This is a genomic window from Erwinia sp. V71 (genome assembly GCF_965644245.1).
Lineage (GTDB): Bacteria > Pseudomonadota > Gammaproteobacteria > Enterobacterales > Enterobacteriaceae > Erwinia.
On record NZ_CBFFRK010000051.1, the window covers coordinates 1 to 19,809 of the forward strand.

At 54.9% G+C, this 19,809-nt stretch carries 19 protein-coding genes, 1 tRNA gene and 1 pseudogene; 16 read left to right on the forward strand and 5 right to left on the reverse strand.

Annotated elements, in window-relative coordinates; genetic code table 11:
- Positions 1-103: 103 nt before the first annotated feature.
- Together ACSZO1_RS12250 and rsmC are read right to left on the reverse strand one after the other, a co-directional pair.
- Positions 104-190, reverse strand: a tRNA-Leu gene (locus ACSZO1_RS12250).
- Between the two features lie 158 nt (positions 191-348).
- Positions 349-1,380, reverse strand: a complete 1,032-nt coding sequence (gene rsmC / locus ACSZO1_RS12255) for a 16S rRNA (guanine(1207)-N(2))-methyltransferase RsmC (RefSeq protein WP_437612900.1) — start codon at positions 1,378-1,380, stop codon at positions 349-351.
- Positions 1,381-1,486: 106 nt separating this feature from the next.
- Between rsmC and ACSZO1_RS12260 the strand changes: the two genes are divergently transcribed.
- From ACSZO1_RS12260 to prfC, 5 genes are all read left to right on the forward strand, one after another.
- Entirely contained in the window at positions 1,487-1,906 is a 420-nt protein-coding gene (locus ACSZO1_RS12260) for a DNA polymerase III subunit psi (protein ID WP_437612902.1), read from the forward strand.
- Positions 1,869-2,309 carry a ribosomal protein S18-alanine N-acetyltransferase gene (rimI, locus tag ACSZO1_RS12265; RefSeq protein ID WP_437612904.1) on the forward strand — a complete coding sequence of 147 codons (441 nt, stop codon included), beginning with the start codon at positions 1,869-1,871 and terminating at the stop codon, positions 2,307-2,309. The genes ACSZO1_RS12260 and rimI overlap by 38 nt, the downstream gene beginning before the upstream one ends.
- A 41-nt stretch (positions 2,310-2,350) precedes the next feature.
- The gene (gene yjjG / locus ACSZO1_RS12270; RefSeq protein WP_437612906.1) at positions 2,351-3,031 is read left to right on the forward strand and encodes a pyrimidine 5'-nucleotidase; all 681 of its coding nucleotides are present in this window, start codon (positions 2,351-2,353) and stop codon (positions 3,029-3,031) included.
- Between the two features lie 638 nt (positions 3,032-3,669).
- The gene (locus tag ACSZO1_RS12275; RefSeq protein ID WP_437612908.1) at positions 3,670-4,134 is read left to right on the forward strand and encodes a hypothetical protein; all 465 of its coding nucleotides are present in this window, start codon (positions 3,670-3,672) and stop codon (positions 4,132-4,134) included.
- A gap of 115 nt (positions 4,135-4,249) precedes the next feature.
- Positions 4,250-5,839 carry a peptide chain release factor 3 gene (gene prfC, locus ACSZO1_RS12280; protein WP_437612910.1) on the forward strand — a complete coding sequence of 530 codons (1,590 nt, stop codon included), beginning with the start codon at positions 4,250-4,252 and terminating at the stop codon, positions 5,837-5,839.
- 67 nt (positions 5,840-5,906) lie between these two features.
- On the opposite strand, the gene ACSZO1_RS12285 is transcribed toward prfC, so the two are convergent.
- Complete coding sequence (locus tag ACSZO1_RS12285) at positions 5,907-6,113, reverse strand: hypothetical protein (RefSeq protein WP_437612912.1); 207 nt, start codon at positions 6,111-6,113, stop codon at positions 5,907-5,909.
- A 37-nt stretch (positions 6,114-6,150) separates the two neighbouring features.
- On the opposite strand from ACSZO1_RS12285, the pseudogene osmY reads away from it, so the two are divergent.
- The 8 genes and pseudogenes from osmY (at position 6,151) to deoD (ending at position 13,870) form a co-directional block, all read left to right on the forward strand.
- Positions 6,151-6,764, forward strand: a pseudogene (gene osmY, locus ACSZO1_RS12290) (molecular chaperone OsmY).
- 131 nt (positions 6,765-6,895) lie between these two features.
- Complete coding sequence (locus tag ACSZO1_RS12295; RefSeq protein ID WP_437612914.1) at positions 6,896-7,057, forward strand: DUF1328 domain-containing protein; 162 nt, start codon at positions 6,896-6,898, stop codon at positions 7,055-7,057.
- Between the two features lie 146 nt (positions 7,058-7,203).
- Complete coding sequence (locus ACSZO1_RS12300; RefSeq protein WP_437612916.1) at positions 7,204-7,974, forward strand: TatD family hydrolase; 771 nt, start codon at positions 7,204-7,206, stop codon at positions 7,972-7,974.
- A 182-nt stretch (positions 7,975-8,156) separates the two neighbouring features.
- Positions 8,157-9,434: a NupC/NupG family nucleoside CNT transporter gene (locus tag ACSZO1_RS12305; RefSeq protein WP_437612918.1), complete on the forward strand. Its 1,278-nt coding sequence runs from the start codon at positions 8,157-8,159 to the stop codon at positions 9,432-9,434.
- A gap of 229 nt (positions 9,435-9,663) precedes the next feature.
- Positions 9,664-10,443: a deoxyribose-phosphate aldolase gene (gene deoC, locus ACSZO1_RS12310; protein WP_437612920.1), complete on the forward strand. Its 780-nt coding sequence runs from the start codon at positions 9,664-9,666 to the stop codon at positions 10,441-10,443.
- A 53-nt stretch (positions 10,444-10,496) separates the two neighbouring features.
- Positions 10,497-11,819: a thymidine phosphorylase gene (gene deoA / locus ACSZO1_RS12315; RefSeq protein WP_437612922.1), complete on the forward strand. Its 1,323-nt coding sequence runs from the start codon at positions 10,497-10,499 to the stop codon at positions 11,817-11,819.
- A 62-nt stretch (positions 11,820-11,881) separates the two neighbouring features.
- A complete protein-coding gene (gene deoB / locus ACSZO1_RS12320; RefSeq protein ID WP_437612924.1) occupies positions 11,882-13,105 on the forward strand; it encodes a phosphopentomutase in 1,224 nt (407 codons plus the stop codon).
- 45 nt (positions 13,106-13,150) lie between these two features.
- A complete protein-coding gene (gene deoD / locus ACSZO1_RS12325) occupies positions 13,151-13,870 on the forward strand; it encodes a purine-nucleoside phosphorylase (RefSeq protein WP_437612926.1) in 720 nt (239 codons plus the stop codon).
- A 75-nt stretch (positions 13,871-13,945) separates the two neighbouring features.
- Here the strand turns inward: deoD and ACSZO1_RS12330 are convergent, their stop codons facing one another.
- Positions 13,946-14,647 carry a YtjB family periplasmic protein gene (locus ACSZO1_RS12330; protein WP_437612927.1) on the reverse strand — a complete coding sequence of 234 codons (702 nt, stop codon included), beginning with the start codon at positions 14,645-14,647 and terminating at the stop codon, positions 13,946-13,948.
- Between the two features lie 152 nt (positions 14,648-14,799).
- Between ACSZO1_RS12330 and serB the strand changes: the two genes are divergently transcribed.
- The 3 genes from serB to nadR are packed head-to-tail and all read left to right on the forward strand — an operon-like array spanning position 14,800 to position 18,428.
- Entirely contained in the window at positions 14,800-15,777 is a 978-nt protein-coding gene (serB, locus tag ACSZO1_RS12335; RefSeq protein ID WP_437612929.1) for a phosphoserine phosphatase, read from the forward strand.
- A gap of 14 nt (positions 15,778-15,791) precedes the next feature.
- Entirely contained in the window at positions 15,792-17,174 is a 1,383-nt protein-coding gene (gene radA / locus ACSZO1_RS12340) for a DNA repair protein RadA (RefSeq protein ID WP_437612931.1), read from the forward strand.
- A gap of 24 nt (positions 17,175-17,198) precedes the next feature.
- Entirely contained in the window at positions 17,199-18,428 is a 1,230-nt protein-coding gene (gene nadR, locus ACSZO1_RS12345) for a multifunctional transcriptional regulator/nicotinamide-nucleotide adenylyltransferase/ribosylnicotinamide kinase NadR (protein WP_437612933.1), read from the forward strand.
- 298 nt (positions 18,429-18,726) lie between these two features.
- On the opposite strand, the gene ACSZO1_RS12350 is transcribed toward nadR, so the two are convergent.
- Positions 18,727-19,728 carry a zinc-binding alcohol dehydrogenase family protein gene (locus ACSZO1_RS12350; RefSeq protein ID WP_437612941.1) on the reverse strand — a complete coding sequence of 334 codons (1,002 nt, stop codon included), beginning with the start codon at positions 19,726-19,728 and terminating at the stop codon, positions 18,727-18,729.
- Positions 19,729-19,809 lie beyond the last annotated feature (81 nt).

Below are 19,809 nucleotides of genomic sequence, written 5' to 3' on the forward strand. Positions count from 1 at the left end.
AGGGACTTGAACCCTCACGTCCGTAAGAACACTAACACCTGAAGCTAGCGCGTCTACCAATTCCGCCACCTTCGCGTCAAATGCACAGCAATGTCATGGTTGTTGGTGCGAAGAGAGGGACTTGAACCCTCACGTCCGTAAGGACACTAACACCTGAAGCTAGCGCGTCTACCAATTCCGCCACCTTCGCGTACCGAAATACTGTTTCACCAGTATTGCAACCACGGAGGCGCATTCTAGAGGATTTACCGGGGACGTCAACAGATATTTCGTCGTCATGGAATGACTGCTGGAAAAAGCAACATTTCCATGACGATAACTGTGCGTACTGGCCCAAATATGAGCAAATTAGCGGAATTTTCCGCCGCGACCCTGTACTGCGCGATACACCTTGAAACGCCCGGTTTGCGCCAGCACTTCGTGGCTGCCGAACGTTTCGTCGAGAATATTCGGGTACGGCAGGAAGGCGTTGGCAACAATACGCAGTTCACCACCGTTATTCAGGTGTTTCGCCGCGCCGCGAATCAGCGTCTGCGCCGCATCCAGGCTGGTCTGCATGCCATCATGGAACGGTGGGTTGGAGATAATCATATCGAAACGGCCTGTGACGTCAGAATAGACGTTACTGGCGAACACTTCGCCTTCCAGCTGATTCGCTGCCAGTGTGGCCTTACTGGCTTCGATAGCGGCAGCGCTGACATCGGTCAGCCACAGGCGCACTTTTGGCGAATGGCTCGCCAGCAGGGTTGCCAGCACGCCTGCACCACAGCCGACATCCAGCACTTTGCCTTTGGTATGCGGCGTAAAGGTGGACAGCAGCAGATCGCTGCCAATATCCAGACCATCGCGGCTGAAGACGCCCGGCAGGGTTTTAATGGTGAGATCATCCAGCGCATACTCGCCCCAGAAGCTGTCGGCATTGAAGGCTGGCAGACTGTCGAGACGGCCGTGATACAGGCCACAGCGACGCGCGCTGTCGATTTTGCTCAGCGTTGCCCATGGCGCGAGCATCTGCTCCGCACTGCGTACGCCGCTGCGGTTTTCGCCAATAACAAAAATATCGCAGCCCACTGGCAGCAGTGACAGCAGGTTCTGCAGCTGGAACTGGGCTTCCGGCTTATTCTTCGGCCAGTAATACACCAGAGTATCGCAGTCGCTCACCATATCGGCGCTGGCGACCAGGCTGTACTGCGCATGTTCGCCCATAGCGCGGCTCAGGTTCTGCCAGTGATGGTATTGCTGGGTATGAACTTTACTCAGTGCCGTTTCCAGCTGTGCGGGCAGGTCATCCTGCAGATCGCCAGCAAACAGCACGCGGCGGGCAATAAATTCATCACTGTGGCGCAGAATAACTTCACTGGCCGGGGTAAAAGCGGACATCGGATGGCTCCTTACTAATCGAAGCGGGGATTATAGTGCTTTGTTGGCTCATGTTCGATGGTTTTGCTAGCATATGCCCTCCATACGAACCACCAGGCGAGAACCGATGTCCACCAGACGTGACTGGTTATTACAACAAATGGGCATTACGCAGTATGTGCTGAGGCGTCCGCGCGCCCTGCAGGGCGAGGTCGCACTCTCGCTGCCAGCGCAGACGCGCCTGGTGATTATTGCTGACGCGCCGCCCTCGCCGGAGGAACCGCTGGTCAGTGACGTGCTGCGCGCGCTGGGTATTGCACCACAGGATACGGTTAGCCTGACGCCGGATCAGCTGGCGATGCTGCCCGATGATTGCCGCTGCGCCAGCTGGCGTTTGGGCACCGATATGCCGCTGACCTTCACAGGCGCACAGCTGGCGACGCCGGCTCTTGATGAGCTCTACTATAATGCCAGCGCCAAACGCGCGCTCTGGCAGCAGATCTGCAATTATGAATCAGATTTCTTTACTCACAGCGAACGACCTTAAACGCGCTTATGCCATTGAGCAGCGCTGCCACGCTTTTCCGTGGGCGGAGAGCACCTTCACCAGCAATCAGGGGGTGCGTTATCTCAATTATCAGCTGGAAGTGGACGGCGCGATGGCCGGATTTGCCATTACGCAAGTGGTGCTGGATGAGGCCACGCTGTTTAATATCGCGGTCGACCCGGCTTTCCAGCGCCGCGGGCTGGCGCGCCAGCTGCTGCAGCATCTGATTGCTGAGCTCACCGAACGTGAAGTGTTGACTCTGTGGCTGGAAGTGCGAGCCTCTAACCACGCCGCCATCGCCCTGTATGAGCAGCTGGAGTTCAATGAAGTTTCCGTACGTAAAAATTACTACCCCACCGCTGACGGGCGCGAAGACGCGCTGATCATGGCTTTAACTCTGTAGTGGCATTCCCGCAGGCAGACAAAACAGGATTTGACGAGACGATGTTAACTAACTGGGACTGGATCTTATTCGACGCTGATGACACGTTGTTCCACTTTGACGCCTTTGCCGGTCTGCAGCGCATGTTTCACGATTATGACGTGCAGTTCACCGCAGCCGATTATGATGACTACCAGGCCATTAACAAGCCGCTGTGGGTGGAGTATCAGAATGGCGTGATCAGCGCGCTGCAACTCCAGCATCAGCGTTTCCAGGGCTGGGCGGATAAGCTTCAGGTGGAAGCGCAGGCGCTGAATCGCGATTTCCTCAGTGCGATGGCAGAGATCTGTGTGCCGCTGGAAGGCGCAGTCAGTTTGATGAAACTGCTGAAAGGCCGGGTAAAAATGGGCATCATCACCAACGGTTTCACTGCGCTGCAACAGGCACGTCTGGAGCGCACCGGGCTGCTGGAGTATTTCGATCTGCTGGTGATCTCGGAGCAGGTCGGTCACGCTAAACCGCACCCGGCGATCTTTGATTACGCCCTGGCGAAAATGGGCCAGCCACCACGCGAACGCGTGATGATGGTGGGTGATAATCCGGATTCGGATATTCTTGGCGGTATCAATGCTGGCTTCGCGACCTGCTGGCTGAATGCGGATAACCGTCCGCAGCCCGAAGGGATTACGCCTGACTGGCAAGTCGCCTCGCTGCATGAATTAGCCCGCCTGCTGCAGGACTAAACCACCTGCTTTGTGCGACCAGCAAACGGGACACCTTTGCTGGTCGACATTCTTCACGCTCAGATCCCTTCTTAAGGAAGGTGCGATTAATTCGATGGGAACCATTTTTTCGTCCTGTCATCGTATGGTAAATGAACAAAGAACCGCCCAAAACACTGAAAACGATAGATGAGCGGCAATCATTGTAGTCATGAACAGAACTTTGAATGATTAAATCGCACCTTCCCTAAAAGTATGGCTATTATGGCTGTATATCATGCTATCCGTGATCATCATCTCACGAATTTGGCCGATCCCTGCCTTGCTTATGATTATGATGGAGTAAAAGATCCTGGTTATTTTATTGTGAGTGTCAGAGAGAACCGAAAACATCCAGTATGTGGTGGTGATCCAAATACATCAGTGTTCCTGTTTAGATTTAAGATAAGTAAAGAGACTTACATGTTATATACGGATGCTGGTTCCACTGATGGCCGTTACCATCCATTGGAACGGTGATTCTGCATAGTAGCTCAGGCGTACTGAGATGAAATTTCTCTTTTCACGCTAACGGCTCATGCCTCGTCAACAGTTGAAAACCCCCGCACTTGATGCTGTAGTATCGGCAACCCAACGGCATCTGCAACCGAGTCACAACCATGAAAACAACCAACCTGCATTCCTGGTGCACGTTAACTCCTTTATCCCTGGCATTTTCACTGGCCGCTCTCTTTGCCTGTGCCTCACTGCCCGCAAAGGCCGCTGAAGCGCTGCAGTATCAGCCTGCAGTGGTAACGCTGGAAGGTTACGTTGATATGCAACAATTTGATGGTCCGCCAAACTATGGCGATGGCCCTGACGATAAAAAAGTGTATGTGCCGGTACTGCATCTGGACAACCCGATTACCGTCAACCCGGCGCCGAATACGCCGAACGAAGACCCGGATAGCGAAGCAGAAAGCAATGTGACCGAGTTGCAGATCCTCGCCGCAAAAGGGCAGGTGAAACCGAATGGCTGCTATCGGATCACTGGCACGCTGATGCATCAGGTGATTGCCGATCACTACACCAAGGTGTTGATCACTCTGAACTCGGCGCAGCCGTCGACCAGTTGCAAGAATTAAGCGGCATTCTGCATTGTTTATAGCCCGCGGATCGGCGAAAATGCCGGCCATTGATTTAAATTGTCTGTGATGGCGGCTGTCTGCCGCCCTCCAGCATCAGACCAGAAGATTCCCGATGTCAAATGCACCTTTTATGCAAGAGGTGGCTCGTCGCCGCACTTTTGCCATTATTTCACACCCCGATGCCGGTAAAACCACCATCACTGAAAAAGTGCTGCTGTTCGGACAGGCGATCCAGACCGCGGGTACGGTGAAAGGCCGTGGTTCCAGTCAGCACGCCAAGTCCGACTGGATGGAAATGGAGAAGCAGCGTGGTATTTCGATCACCACCTCGGTGATGCAGTTCCCGTATCGCGAGAGCCTGGTCAACCTGCTTGATACCCCCGGACACGAAGACTTCTCGGAAGATACCTACCGTACCCTGACGGCGGTGGACTGCTGTCTGATGGTTATCGATGCGGCGAAAGGTGTTGAAGATCGTACCCGTAAGCTGATGGAAGTTACCCGTCTGCGTGACACGCCGATCCTGACCTTTATGAACAAGCTTGACCGTGATATCCGCGACCCTATGGAGTTGCTGGATGAAGTGGAAAGCGAGCTGAAAATCGCCTGTGCGCCGATTACCTGGCCGATTGGCTGCGGTAAGCTGTTTAAAGGGGTTTACCATCTCTACAAAGATGAAACCTACCTGTATCAGAGCGGCCAGGGTCATACTATTCAGGAAGTTCGCATTGTTAAAGGTCTGAATAACCCGGATCTGGATACGGCGGTGGGTGAAGATCTGGCGAAGCAGCTGCGTGATGAGCTTGAACTGGTGCAGGGGGCTTCCCATGAGTTCGAAAAAGAAGCTTTCCTCGATGGTCAGCTGACTCCGGTATTCTTCGGTACTGCACTGGGTAACTTTGGTGTCGATCATATGCTGGATGGTCTGGTGGAGTGGGCGCCAGCGCCAATGCCACGCGTGACCGATGCCCGTACCGTGACCGCTGCCGATGACAAGTTTTCCGGCTTTGTGTTTAAGATTCAGGCCAATATGGACCCGAAACACCGCGATCGCGTTGCCTTTATGCGCGTGGTGTCCGGCAAATATGAGAAAGGCATGAAGCTGCGCCATGTACGTATCGGCAAAGATGTGGTGATCTCTGATGCGCTGACCTTTATGGCCGGTGACCGTGCGCACGTCGAAGAAGCTTTCCCGGGCGATATTATTGGCCTGCACAACCATGGAACGATTCAGATTGGCGACACCTTTACCCAGGGTGAGAATATGAAGTTCACCGGTATCCCGAACTTCGCCCCTGAGCTGTTCCGCCGTATCCGCCTGCGCGATCCACTGAAGCAGAAACAGCTGCTGAAAGGTCTGGTTCAGCTGTCGGAAGAGGGTGCGGTACAGGTATTCCGTCCGGTCAGCAATAACGATCTGATTGTGGGTGCCGTCGGTGTGCTGCAGTTTGATGTGGTCGTGGCGCGTCTGAAAAGCGAGTACAATGTCGAAGCGATTTATGAGTCAGTAAACGTCTCGACGGCCCGCTGGGTGGAATGCAAAGATGCGAAGAAATTCGACGAATTCCAGCGCAAGAACGAAGTGAACCTGGCACTGGATGGCGGCGATAACCTGACCTATATCGCGCCGACCATGGTCAACCTGAATATCACGCAGGAACGTTATCCTGACGTGGTATTCCACAAAACACGCGAACACTAATTCTGTTCTGCCTGTAAATGAAGCGCTGACCGGATCTGCCCGGTCAGCGCTTTTTTATCTGCTATTGTTACTGTTGCTGCTGTTCACCGATGCCTCCGCCAGAGACACAGACTCCTCCTAAAAACACTCTTTTCTGACGCTGTTTCCCGCTTTTAAACCACAAAAACCGGAAAAAACCTGATTCCTGACTATGATTATCTTGTCGGGCGTTGATTTGTGTTGCTTTTTGCGATGCCCGTTCTGTCGTAATACCGCTGCGAGCGGTAAGGCTCACAGGTGTGAGTGACTCCCCGGATAGAAGGAATATATCGATGAACAAAACAAAGATGACCAAAACCATGATGGCTTTACTGATGGGTTCAGCATTGCTGAGTGGTTCTGCCCTGGCGGAACAAACCCTGAGTGAGAAAGCCTCTACCACAGCGGAAAGCACCGGTTCAAAAATCGATAGTTCTATGAAAAAAGCCGGTAATTACATGGATGACAGTGCCGTTACCGCGAAAGTGAAAGCGGCGCTGGTGGACGACAGTGCGATTAAAAGCACCGATATCTCCGTGAAAACGGATGCTGGCGTGGTGACGCTGAGCGGTTTTGTGACCTCGCAGGATCAGGCCGAAAAAGCGGTGACGCTGGCGAAGAGCGTGGAAGGCTGAAGTCAGTCAGTGACAAACTGCATGTCAGAGACAGCAAGACATCATCCGTAAGTAGTTACGCGGGTGACGCGGCAACGACCAGTGAAATTAAAGCTAAACTATTAGCAGATGACATTGTGCCGTCACGCAAGGTGAAAGTGGAAACGACGGATGGCGTCGTGCAGCTTTCTGGTACGGTTGAGAATCAGGCGCAGTCAGAACGCGCCGAAGGTATTGCGAAAGCGATTAACGGTGTGAAAAGCGTTAAGAACGATCTGGTGGTTAAACCATAATCACCATGGCTTCATCAATGAAGCCGCGACACGGATGTTGCCCGTAACAACAAAAGACATTCGTGGGAGAGCTGTCTCCCGAATGGCAACAAATAAGCAGTTCGATCTTCACTATGGTAAAGGAGAGGCTTATGTTTCGTTGGGGTATTATTTTCCTGATCATTGCGCTGATTGCCGCCGCATTAGGTTTTGGCTCATTAGCGGGTACCGCAGCATGGGCAGCAAAAATTGTCTTTGTGGTCGGTATTATCCTGTTCCTCGTCAGCCTGTTTACCGGGCGTAAACGGCCATAGACGACATGGTTAAGTCGAACGTGTGATTCGATAGCATCTGATAACGGAGAGCCTTGTGCTCTCCGTTATGCTGCAGGTTTGTCATCCCTTCCCCGCCAGTGTTATAACTCCCCGCATAACCAGGATTCTGACTCAGAGATGCCGGCATGCATTTTGTTGATACCCACTGCCATTTCGATTTTCCTCCGTTCAGCGGAGAGGAGAGCGACAGCCTGCAGCGCGCGGCCAGCGCCGGTGTGGAGAAAATCATTGTCCCGGCCGTTGCCGCTTCCCGCTTTGCGGGCGTGCTGGCGCTGGCTGAACAATACACTCCACTCTATGCCGCGCTTGGTCTGCATCCGATGGCGACTGCAGAGCATGACGAGTCGGCTCTGGCGTTGCTTGAGCAATATTTGCAACAAAAGCCGCCCAAACTGGTGGCGATCGGTGAAATGGGGCTCGATCTGTATATCGAAAACCCACAGTTCGATAAGCAGCTGGCGTTACTGGATGCCCAGCTGCGGCTGGCGCGAGAGTATCAGCTGCCGGTGATCCTGCATTCGCGTCGTACCCACGACCAGCTGGCAATGCATTTAAAACGCATCGAGGTGCCGCGTTGCGGCGTGGTGCATGGCTTTGCTGGCAGTCTGCAGCAGGCAGAAAACTTTATTAAACTGGGATATGCCATCGGTGTAGGCGGCACCATCACTTATCCGCGCGCCAGCAAAACCCGTGAGACCATCGCCCGTTTACCACTCAGCACACTGCTGCTGGAAACGGATGCACCGGATATGCCGTTATCAGGTTTTCAGGGACAACCCAATCGCCCTGAACGCGTTTTTAATGTCTGGCAGGTGCTGTGTGAACTGCGCAGTGAGGCGCCAGAACTGCTCGCTGAAACCCTCCGGCAGAATACCCGTCGGGTATTTGGCATCTAAAAATGTGACGAAAGTCACTTTATCAGTTTTTCGTTTGCTTCCATTTGTAATTTTCTGTGATACCGATTAACAGGCAGGGCCACTTCTGCCGCTATAATTGCCGCGCTTATTCCGGGGCTATTACCGCGGACACGCCTTAACAGCGCTTCTCCATGCTGTTTTTCATTACCTTGAGGGAATTTATGCAACTTCTTATAGGCCTTATTGGCATGGGGGCGCTCATTCTGTTTGCCGTCCTGCTGTCTTCTAATCGCAGAGCCATCAATTTACGTACTGTGATATGGGCGTTCGTCCTGCAGGTTGGTATTGGTGCTCTCGTGCTCTATGTCCCGGCTGGACGCAGCGTGTTGATGGCAATGTCTGCCGGGGTATCCAGTGTGATCGCCTACGGCAATCAGGGCGTGTCGTTTATTTTTGGCGGCCTGGTGTCAGATAAAATGTTTGAAGTGTTCGGCGGCGGCGGTTTTGTTTTTGCCCTGCGCGTACTGCCAATCATTGTCTTTTTCTCTTCCCTGATCGCGGTGCTCTATTACCTCGGCATTATGCAGTGGGTCATCCGTCTGCTGGGTGGGGGTATTCAGAAGCTGCTGGGAACCTCCCGTACTGAGTCGCTGTCAGCAACTGCCAATATTTTTGTCGGCCAGACAGAAGCGCCGCTGGTGGTACGACCGTATATCGCCACTATGACGCGCTCGGAACTGTTTGCGGTGATGTGCGGTGGCCTGGCTTCAGTCGCCGGTTCGGTGCTGGCGGGTTATGCGCAGATGGGCGTTCCACTGGAGTATCTGATCGCGGCGTCGTTTATGGCGGCACCGGGTGGTCTGTTGTTCGCAAAACTGCTGATCCCGGAAACGGAAGCACGCCAGGATACCCGTGATGCTGATGAGATGGTCGCTCAGGATGATAAGCCGTCGAATGTGCTGGATGCCGCAGCCGCAGGCGCCTCTTCCGGTATGCAGCTGGCGCTGAATGTGGGTGCGATGCTGCTGGCCTTCGTTGCGCTGATCGCGCTGCTGAACGGTATTCTCTCTGGCGTTGGCGGCTGGTTTAACTACCCGCAGCTGTCGCTGGAGCTGATCCTCGGCTATCTGTTTGCGCCTGTGGCTTTCCTGATCGGTGTGCCATGGGAAGAAGCGATGGTGGCGGGGTCATTTATCGGCCAGAAGCTGATTGTGAATGAGTTTGTCGCTTATCTGAACTTCGGTGCTTATCTGAAAGATGATGCCACGGTTGTGGCGGCAGGACTGCAGGTGCTGTCGGACCACACTAAAGCGATCATCTCCTTTGCGTTGTGTGGCTTTGCTAACCTGTCGTCGATTGCCATCCTGATTGGTGGTCTCGGCAGTATGGCGCCAAATCGTCGTCATGATATTGCTAAACTCGGGATTAAAGCGGTGATCGCGGGGACGTTATCGAATCTGATGAGCGCCTCGATTGCCGGGGTATTCCTCGCGCTGTAACCAGTATATGTGAAAATTGTCACATCGCCGTGGTAAGCGTGTCTTATCGCTGCTTTTTTATTTTGGGATGGCTTTTATCTGCGTTTGGGTATGAATTTTCTGACAGAAAAGATAACATGGTGACAACCGTTTCTTGCCTTGTCTGTGAGTCAATGCACATCAATGTGCCGTGGTTATTGTTAGAATAGTAACATTGTTGTTGGCTCACTAAACCTTTTCGGAGAGTAGCATGACTGATGTAACCGCTGCGGCGCTGCGCGCGCTGAAACTGATGGATCTGACCACCCTGAACGATGATGATACCGATGCCAAAGTGATCGCACTGTGTCACCAGGCGAAATCACCGGCCGGCAATACCGCCGCCATCTGCATTTATCCGCGCTTTATCCCGATTGCCTGCAAAACGCTGCGTGAGCAGGGGACGCCGGAAATCCGCATTGCTACCGTCACCAACTTCCCGCACGGCAACGACGATATTGAGATCGCGCTGGCGGAAACCCGTGCGGCGATTGCTTACGGTGCCGATGAAGTGGATGTGGTGTTCCCGTATCGCGCGCTGATGGCCGGTAACAGCCAGGTCGGTTTTGAACTGGTGAAAGCCTGTAAAGAAGCCTGTGCGGCGGCAAACGTGCTGCTGAAAGTGATTATCGAAACCGGTGAGCTGAAAGAGACGGCGCTGATCCGTCAGGCTTCCGAAATCGCCATTGATGCAGGCGCAGATTTTATTAAAACCTCCACCGGTAAAGTGCCGGTCAACGCCACGCCTGAAGTGGCGCAAATCATGATGCAGGTGATTCGTGATAAAGGCGTCAAAGCGCAGGTCGGTTTCAAACCTGCTGGTGGCGTGCGTACTGCGGAAGACGCGGCTATCTACCTGAAGCTGGCGGATGATCTGCTGGGCAGTGACTGGGCCGATGCGCGTCACTTCCGCTTTGGCGCATCAAGCCTGTTAGCCAGCCTGCTGAATGCAGCAGGTCATCACACCGCGACCAGCCAGTCCGGTTATTAATTTCCACGGCGGCCACCGTGCCGCCTGCTCATCTCTGTAAACAGGGGGTTACCTTGTTTTTGCCGCAAGAAATTATCCGTAAAAAACGCGATGGCCTGCCACTGAGCGACGAGGAGATTCGCTTTTTTATTAACGGTGTACGCGACAACAGCGTCTCGGAAGGGCAGATCGCCGCACTGGCGATGACCATTTATTTCCACGATATGTTGCTGGCGGAGCGCGTGGCGCTGACCATGGCGATGCGCGATTCGGGAACCGTGCTCAACTGGCAATCCCTGAACCTGAACGGTCCGGTGGTGGATAAACACTCCACTGGCGGCGTGGGTGATGTGACATCACTGATGCTGGGGCCGATGGTGGCGGCTTGTGGCGGCTATGTACCGATGATCTCTGGTCGTGGCCTCGGCCATACCGGTGGCACGCTGGATAAGCTGGAAGCGATCCCGGGTTTCGATATCTTCCCGCAGGATGACCGTTTCCGCAGCATTATCAAAGAGGTGGGCGTGGCAATTATCGGCCAGACCAACTCGCTGGCGCCCGCCGATAAGCGCTTCTATGCCACCCGCGATATTACTGCCACGGTGGATTCGATCCCACTGATCACGGCCTCGATTCTGGCGAAAAAGCTGGCCGAAGGGCTGGATGCGCTGGTGATGGATGTCAAAGTGGGGTCAGGTGCCTTTATGCCGACGTTTGAGCAGTCAGAGCTGCTGGCACAGGCGATTGTTGGCGTTGCGAATGGCGCGGGCTGCAAAACGACTGCACTGCTGACGGATATGAACCAGGTGCTGGCTTCCAGTGCCGGTAATGCGCTGGAAGTGCGTGAAGCGGTGCAGTTCCTGACTGGCGAATACCGCAATCCGCGCCTGCTGGAAGTGACCATGGCGCTGTGCAGCGAGATGCTGATTTCCGGCTCACTGGCGAAAGATGACGCTGAAGCGCGTAGCAAACTGCAGGCGGTGCTGGATAACGGCAAAGCGGCAGAGGTATTTGCGCGTATGGTTGCCGCGCAGCAGGGGCCGGCGGACTTTATTGACCATGTGGATCGCTATCTGCCTGCACCGATGCTGAGTAAAGCGGTATATGCCGACCGGCCTGGCATTGTCAGCGCGATGGACACCCGTGCGCTGGGAATGGCGGTAGTGGCGATGGGCGGCGGTCGTCGTCGTGCCAGCGACAGCATTGATTACAGCGTGGGGCTGAGCGAGATGGCGCAGCTGGGCGACAGCGTGGACGGTCAGCGTCCGCTGGCGATCATCCATGCCGCCAGTGAAGCCAGCTGGCAGGAAGCGGCGCAGTCGCTGAAAGCGGCCATCACCATCACGGATGTTGCGCCGGAGAAAACGCCGATTATCTATCGCAGAATTAACGAATAAGCGGCATACTATTCTGATCGCTTTTTTTTAATCCTCATCGCGTGGATACGCAGGAGAGCAGGATGAAACGTGCATTTATCATGGTGCTCGATTCCTTTGGAATCGGCGCCAGTAAAGACGCCGATAAGTTCGGTGATAAGGGCTCGGACACGCTCGGCCACATTGCTGAGGCATGCTTCAAAGGTGAAGCGGATATCAACCGTAAGGGGCCGCTGCATCTGCCTAACTTAACGGCGCTGGGACTGGGTAAGGCTGCAGAAGCCTCAACGGGCACCTTCCCGCCGGGCCTGGATAAAAACGCTGAAATTATTGGCGCTTATGCTTATGCCAGCGAAATTTCCTCCGGCAAAGACACGCCGTCGGGTCACTGGGAAATCGCCGGTGTGCCGGTGCTGTTTGACTGGGGTTACTTCTCCGATACGCAAAACAGCTTCCCGCAGGAACTGCTGGATAAACTGGTTGAACGCGCGGGGCTGCCGGGCTATCTCGGCAATTGCCACTCGTCCGGCACCGTGGTGCTCGACGATCTGGGCGAAGAGCATATGAAAACCGGCAAGCCGATTTTCTATACCTCGGCGGATTCCGTATTCCAGATTGCCTGCCATGAAGAGACCTTTGGCCTGGATCGGTTGTATGAGCTGTGTGAGATCGCCCGTGAAGAGCTGACAGACGGTGGCTACAACATTGGCCGCGTGATTGCGCGTCCGTTTGTCGGCGACAAAGCGGGTCACTTCCAGCGTACCGGCAACCGTCGCGACCTGGCGGTAGAACCGCCTGCGCCGACCATCCTGAAAAAACTGGTGGATGAAAAGGGCGGCGACGTGATTTCGGTGGGTAAAATCGCGGATATCTATGCGCATGTTGGCATCACCAAAAAGGTGAAAGCGAACGGCCTCGATGCATTGTTTGACGCTACGGTAAAAGAGATGGCTTCCGCACCGGACAATTCCATCGTGTTCACCAACTTCGTCGATTTTGACGCGGTCTGGGGGCATCGCCGTGATATCGCCGGTTATGCGGGCGGGCTGGAACTGTTTGACCGTCGCCTGCCAGAGCTGATGGCGCTGGTGAAAGAGGATGACATTCTGATCCTGACCGCTGACCATGGTTGCGACCCAAGCTGGCATGGCACCGACCATACCCGTGAGCACATTCCGGTGCTGATTTACGGACCGAAAGTGAAGCCGGGCGACTTGGGTTACCGCGACACTTTCGCCGATATCGGCCAGACGGTAGCGAAATACTTTGGCCTTTCCGCTATGGAATATGGCAAAACGATGCTGTGATCGCAGCAACACAGACGACTGAATCGACTGAATAAGGATAAAAAGATGGCAACGCCTCATATTAACGCTGAGATGGGTGATTTCGCTGACGTGGTACTGATGCCGGGCGATCCACTGCGTGCAAAACATATTGCGGAAACCTTCCTGGAAAACGCCGTTGAAGTGAATAACGTGCGCGGCATGCTGGGTTACACCGGCACCTACAAAGGCCGTAAGATCTCCGTAATGGGTCACGGTATGGGTATTCCATCCTGCTCTATCTACACCAAAGAGCTGATCACCGAGTTTGGTGTGAAGAAGATCATCCGTGTCGGTTCCTGCGGCGCGGTGCGTGCCGACGTGAAACTGCGTGATATCGTGATTGGTATGGGCGCCTGCACCGACTCCAAAGTGAACCGTATGCGCTTCAAAGGTCACGACTTCGCTGCGATTGCTGATTTCGATATGGTGCGTAATGCAGTGGATGCGGCGAAAAACCTGGGTGTTGATGCCCGCGTCGGTAATATCTTCTCTGCAGACCTGTTCTACACGCCAGACCCGCAAATGTTTGATGTGATGGAAAAATACGGCATTCTGGGCGTGGAAATGGAAGCGGCCGGTATCTACGGCGTGGCGGCGGAATTCGGTGCGAAAGCGCTGACCATCTGCACCGTGTCGGACCATATCCGTACCCACGAGCAGACCACCGCAGCAGAACGCCAGACGACCTTCAACGATATGATTAAGATCGCGCTGGAATCTGTGCTGTTAGGCGATAACGCCTGATTCTCTCGCTCCCTCCCCCACGTCGTGGGGGAGGGCCGGGGAGGGTGAACACCATCACCCTCCCTTTCATCCCACTCAATCCGCTTTTTCGTTTGTCTTCTCTGTCACCACCGCGTTACTGCTGGCTTTATCACTCGCTTCAGCCTCTTCTTCATTATCCTCTTTCACCGGTGTACTGGCGGTTAACAGGAACGGCGACTGCTGCCAGCGGGTACGGCGGTCACGCAGCAGGGTACGGGTGAGAATAATGCCAATGGCCAGCGCCAGCAGCATCATCAGCCGCAAAATATTGGTGGTGTTATCCACCTGCTTGGCTTCGGTTACCAGCACATGCGTATCCAGGGTAACGCGCAGAAAGCCCATCGGGCTGCCATTGCTCTCCAGCGGTTGCACGATCTGATGGTTGAAATAGCTGCCCGCGCGCTTACCATCGAGCGCCAGCCGGTCACGCAGATTAATATTCTCGCCGCTGCGCGCCAGCAGCGTGCCGTCATCGTTATACACCGACGCATCAAGAATACGGCTGTGATCGGTCATCTGGTTAAGGATCGCCTGGATCTGCTGGCGGTTATCATCACCATTTTCCATCAGCGGCGTCAGGCTGAAGGCGACCTGACGGGTCAGGGTGCGCGCCAGCTCTTCCACCTGTTCGGAACGTGCCATCTGGTGGCCGAGACTGAACCACGACGCGCCCTGCATCAGTACCACCAGCAGAGCCAGGCAGATCAGGACTATCGCGGTACGATGCAGGCGGAATTTCAGTTTGGCTTTAGCCATCTCTAACCTTTCAAATTAATCAACGGAGACGTCGCTGTTTTCGACACTTTATGTTGCCAGAAGCGCAGCATACAAGGTAGCCTCTTGCGTGGTTTTGTTAGGTTGTGCCGCGTCATTTGCCACAGCCTTGAATGTCCCTTACAGGAGCTGTAATGCCAAATCGTCTGACCTGGTGCGACCTGCCTGCCGATGTCTCTCTCTGGCCTGGGTTACCTCTTTCTCTAAGCGGCGACGAAGTGATGCCGCTGGACTATCGTGCCGGTCGTACCGGCTGGCTGCTTTACGGGCGTGAGCTCGATAAAGACCGTCTGACCGAGTACCAGCATCAACTGGGGGCGGCGATGGTGATTGTCAGCGCCTGGTCGGTGGAGGATTATCATGTTGTCCGTCTGGCGGGCTCCCTGACGCCGCGTGCGGCAAAACTGGCACATGACGCCGGACTGGACGTTGCGCCACTGGGCAAAATTCCGCATCTGAAAACGCCAGGCTTACTGGTGATGGATATGGATTCCACGGCGATTCAGGTCGAGTGCATCGATGAGATCGCTAAACTGGCCGGTAGTGGCGAGCTGGTGGCGGAAGTCACCGAACGCGCGATGCGCGGCGAGCTCGATTTTGCCGCCAGCCTGCGCCAGCGCGTGGCGACGCTGAAAGACGCTGATGCCAATATCCTGAAGCAGGTGCGTGATGAGCTGCCATTAATGCCAGGCTTAACCCAGCTGGTGCAGAAACTGCAGGCGCTGGGCTGGCATATCGCCATTGCTTCCGGTGGCTTTACCTACTTTGCTGAGTATCTGCGCGATAAGCTGCATCTGTCCGCCATTGCGGCAAATGAGCTGGAAATCCGCGATGGTAAGCTGACCGGTGAAGTGCTGGGGCAGATTGTCGATGCACAGTTTAAAGCGCAGACCCTGCGTAAGCTGGCGGAGAAATACGAGATTGCTGAAGGGCAAACGGTGGCAATTGGCGATGGCGCCAACGATCTGCCGATGATTGCCGCAGCATCGCTGGGTATTGCTTATCACGCCAAGCCAAAAGTGAATGAAAAAACCGAAGTGACCATCCGCCATGCGGATCTGATGGGCGTGTTCTGCATTCTGAGCGGCAGCCTGGTTCACGAAGAGCGTTAATCTGAGGAGCTAATTTGGCAAAAGCGGTAAAACGCGCCTTCGTTTGTAACGAGTGTGGCGCAGACTATCCGCGCTGGCAGGGGCAATGCAGCGCCTGCCACGCCTGGAACACCATCACCGAAGTGCGGCTGGCCGCGTCACCCGCCGCTGCCCGCAATGAACGCCTGTCCGGTTACGCCGGGGCGGCGGGCACCAGTCGGGTGCAAAAACTTTCCGAAATCAGCCTTGAAGCCCTGCCACGTTTTACCACCGGTTTTAAAGAGTTCGACCGTGTACTCGGTGGCGGTGTGGTGCCGGGCAGCGCCATTCTGATTGGCGGCAACCCGGGCGCGGGGAAAAGTACCCTGTTACTGCAAACGCTGTGCAAACTCTCCGAAGGGATGAAAACCCTGTATGTCACCGGTGAAGAGTCACTGCAGCAGGTGGCAATGCGCGCCCACCGTCTCGGCCTGCCGACCGAAAACCTGAATATGCTGTCGGAAACCAGTATCGAGCAGATCTGCCTGATCGCCGAGCAGGAGCAGCCGAAGCTGATGGTGATCGACTCGATCCAGGTGATGCATATGGCGGATATCCAGTCATCGCCCGGCAGCGTGGCGCAGGTGCGCGAAACCGCCGCTTATCTGACGCGTTTTGCCAAGACGCGCGGTGTTGCGATTGTGATGGTCGGCCATGTTACGAAAGACGGCTCACTGGCCGGGCCGAAAGTGCTTGAGCACTGTATCGACTGTTCGGTACTGCTGGATGGCGATGCCGATTCCCGCTACCGCACGCTGCGCAGCCATAAGAACCGCTTTGGTGCGGTGAATGAGCTGGGCGTCTTTGCGATGACGGAGCAGGGACTGCGTGAGGTAAGCAATCCTTCGGCAATTTTCCTGTCGCGCGGTGACGAGATTACCTCCGGCAGCTCCGTGATGGTGCTGTGGGAAGGTACGCGTCCGCTGCTGGTGGAGATTCAGGCGCTGGTTGATCACTCGATGATGGGCAATCCGCGTCGTGTGGCGGTGGGACTGGAGCAAAACCGTCTGGCGATCCTGCTGGCGGTACTGCACCGTCATGGCGGCTTGCAGATGGCCGATCAGGATGTGTTTGTTAACGTGGTTGGTGGCGTGAAGGTGACGGAAACCAGTGCCGACCTCGCTTTACTGCTGTCGATGGTCTCCAGCCTGCGCGATCGTCCGCTGCCGCAGGACTTAGTGGTATTTGGCGAAGTGGGTCTGGCGGGGGAGATCCGCCCGGTGCCCAGCGGCCAGGAGCGCATTTCGGAAGCGGCCAAACATGGCTTCCGCCGTGCGATTGTGCCTGCGGCGAATGTGCCGAAAAAAATGCCGGAGAACATGCAGGTGTTTGGCGTGAAAAAGCTGGCTGACGCGCTGGCGATTCTGGATGATTTTTAATTTTCCCACCGCAGGAGGCAGTGCATGTCGTCATATGAGTATCTGAAAACGGCGATTCGCCAGCAGGGCCATACTCTGCAACAGGTGGCGGATGCCAGCGGCATGACCAAGGGGTATCTCAGCCAGTTGCTGAATGCCAAAATCAAAAGCCCAAGCGCGCAGAAACTGGAAGCCCTGCACCGTTTTCTGGCGCTGGAATTCCCGCGCCGTGAGAAAACCGTGGGGGTGGTGTTTGGTAAATTCTATCCGTTGCATACCGGCCATATTTATCTGATCCAGCGCGCCTGCAGTCAGGTGGATGAGCTGCATATTATTATGGGGTACGACGAACCCCGCGATCGCATGCTGTTCGAAAACAGCGCCATGTCGCAACAGCCGACGGTAGGGGATCGCCTGCGCTGGCTGCTGCAAACCTTTAAATACCAGAAAAACATCCGTATTCATGCCTTTAACGAAGAGGGTATGGAGCCGTATCCGCACGGCTGGGATGTCTGGAGTAAAGGCATCACAGAATTTATGACGCAGAAGGGCATTGAGCCAAACCGCGTCTATACCAGTGAAGAGCAGGATGCGCCGCAATATTCGACACATCTCGGGATTGAAACCGTGCTGCTGGACCCACAGCGCTCGTTTATGAATATCAGCGGCGAGCAGATCCGCCAGGATCCGTTCCGCTACTGGGATTATATTCCGACGGAAGTGAAACCGTTCTTTGTGCGCACGGTAGCGATCCTTGGCGGCGAATCCAGTGGCAAATCCACGCTGGTGAATAAGCTGGCGAATATCTTTAATACCACCAGTGCCTGGGAATTTGGCCGTGATTATGTCTTTTCCCACCTTGGTGGTGATGAGATTGCGTTGCAGTATTCGGACTACGACAAGATCGCGCTGGGGCAGGCGCAGTATATTGATTTCGCAGTGAAGTACGCCAATAAAGTGGCGTTTATCGATACCGATTTTGTCACGACTCAGGCGTTTTGCATGAAGTACGAAGGGCGCGAACACCCCTTTGTACAGGCGCTGATTGATGAGTACCGCTTCGACCTGGTGATCCTGCTGGAAAACAATGTGCCCTGGGTGGCAGATGGTTTACGCAGCCTGGGCAGTTCAGTGGATCGCCGGGAGTTTCAGGCGCTGCTGGTGAATCTGCTGAAAGAGAATGAAATTCCGTGGGTGCATGTTAAAGAGGACGATTACGACAACCGTTTTCTGCGCTGTGTGGAGCTGGTGCGGGAGATGCTGGGGGATCGCTGATCAACGGATTCTCTGATGGAGAGCCTCAGGTTCGATAGCTGCGACACCGTGTATGCACCGGGGATCGCTTTTAGTTTTGTGCGCTGCTCAGAGGTATCGCTTTTGGTTTTGTGGGCTGCTCAGGGAACACGGTCAGCTCCGGAAAGACGCAAAGCGCGTCATCCCTGACGGCTCGGCCCGCGCCGTCCATGGCGCGGGACGCTTTCCTCCGCTGACTGTGTTCCCTTCGCTTTAGGTTTCTTCGTTGCTGTTCCTGTTTCGTGCGGATGGTAATGTTCGTGTCGCCTGAAAGGGTTAATCAGTACGTAATCACCACTTTACCGCGCATATGACCTTCCAGCACCCGCTGGTGAGCGGCAGTGAGGGTTGCCACACTCAGCCCCTGCAGCGTCTCATTCAGCGTGGTGCGAATTTTCCCTTCATCCAGCAAGGCAGCCACTTCATTCAGGATCTCACCCTGACGGGCAATATCCGGTGTGGTAAACATGCTGCGGGTATACATAAACTCAAAATGCAGCGCAGCGCTTTTCATCTTCAGCTGGCTCATATCCAGCGGCCCTTCATTTTCCACGATGGTACAGATATGCCCCTGCGGCGCAATCAGTTGTGCCATCGTCTGCCAGTGGCCGTCGGTATCATTCAGGCAGAAAATATAGTCCACCTGTTTAATACCCTGCAGCTCCAGTTCTGCCACCATATTTTTATAGTTCACCGTCAGGTCGGCGCCGCGATCGAGGCACCATTGCACTGAGTCCGGACGTGATGCCGTGGCAATCACTTTCACCTTGCTGTGCAGCCGGGCAAACGGAATCGCCAGCGAACCGACACCGCCTGCGCCGCCGATTATCAGCAGGGTTTTGCCTTCTGCGGCATCCTGAATGTTCAGGCGTTCAAACAGGCCTTCCCATGCCGTCAGTGCGGTCAGCGGGATAGCTGCAGCGGCAGCCCAGTCGAGGCTTTTGGGTTTATGGCCGGTAATGCGCGCATCAATCAGTTGCAGGGTGCTGTTGCTGCCCGGACGAGTGATATCCCCGGCGTAATACACCTCGTCACCCGCTTTGAAGCCAGTGACTTTGCTGCCGGTTGCCAGCACCACAGCACTGGCATCCCAGCCGAGAATACGTGGTGCCTGTAGTCCATTCTTCTGCGCGCCTTTATGCACTTTGGTATCGACCGGATTGACCGAGGCGGCTTTCACTTCCACCAGCAGATCGTAGTCACCCGGCGTCGGCTGTTCGGGCTGGATCTCAATAAACTGGCCGGGATTTTGTGGATCAATGGCAATCGCTTTGTTGTTCATCATGGTTCTCCTGAATTAACTGACATCATTGTAGAAGCCGCTGACTGGAGTGATAAGATGGACAATCAATGACAGAGTGTT

Coding starts and splice junctions, on each gene's coding strand:
- rsmC (WP_437612900.1), bottom strand. CDS start 1,380: ATGTCCGCTTTTACCCCGGCCAGTGAAGTTATTCTGCGCCACAGTGAT.
- ACSZO1_RS12260 (WP_437612902.1), top strand. CDS start 1,487: ATGTCCACCAGACGTGACTGGTTATTACAACAAATGGGCATTACGCAG.
- rimI (WP_437612904.1), top strand. CDS start 1,869: ATGAATCAGATTTCTTTACTCACAGCGAACGACCTTAAACGCGCTTAT.
- yjjG (WP_437612906.1), top strand. CDS start 2,351: ATGTTAACTAACTGGGACTGGATCTTATTCGACGCTGATGACACGTTG.
- ACSZO1_RS12275 (WP_437612908.1), top strand. CDS start 3,670: ATGAAAACAACCAACCTGCATTCCTGGTGCACGTTAACTCCTTTATCC.
- prfC (WP_437612910.1), top strand. CDS start 4,250: ATGTCAAATGCACCTTTTATGCAAGAGGTGGCTCGTCGCCGCACTTTT.
- ACSZO1_RS12295 (WP_437612914.1), top strand. CDS start 6,896: ATGTTTCGTTGGGGTATTATTTTCCTGATCATTGCGCTGATTGCCGCC.
- ACSZO1_RS12300 (WP_437612916.1), top strand. CDS start 7,204: ATGCATTTTGTTGATACCCACTGCCATTTCGATTTTCCTCCGTTCAGC.
- ACSZO1_RS12305 (WP_437612918.1), top strand. CDS start 8,157: ATGCAACTTCTTATAGGCCTTATTGGCATGGGGGCGCTCATTCTGTTT.
- deoC (WP_437612920.1), top strand. CDS start 9,664: ATGACTGATGTAACCGCTGCGGCGCTGCGCGCGCTGAAACTGATGGAT.
- deoB (WP_437612924.1), top strand. CDS start 11,882: ATGAAACGTGCATTTATCATGGTGCTCGATTCCTTTGGAATCGGCGCC.
- deoD (WP_437612926.1), top strand. CDS start 13,151: ATGGCAACGCCTCATATTAACGCTGAGATGGGTGATTTCGCTGACGTG.
- ACSZO1_RS12330 (WP_437612927.1), bottom strand. CDS start 14,647: ATGGCTAAAGCCAAACTGAAATTCCGCCTGCATCGTACCGCGATAGTC.
- serB (WP_437612929.1), top strand. CDS start 14,800: ATGCCAAATCGTCTGACCTGGTGCGACCTGCCTGCCGATGTCTCTCTC.
- nadR (WP_437612933.1), top strand. CDS start 17,199: ATGTCGTCATATGAGTATCTGAAAACGGCGATTCGCCAGCAGGGCCAT.
- ACSZO1_RS12350 (WP_437612941.1), bottom strand. CDS start 19,728: ATGAACAACAAAGCGATTGCCATTGATCCACAAAATCCCGGCCAGTTT.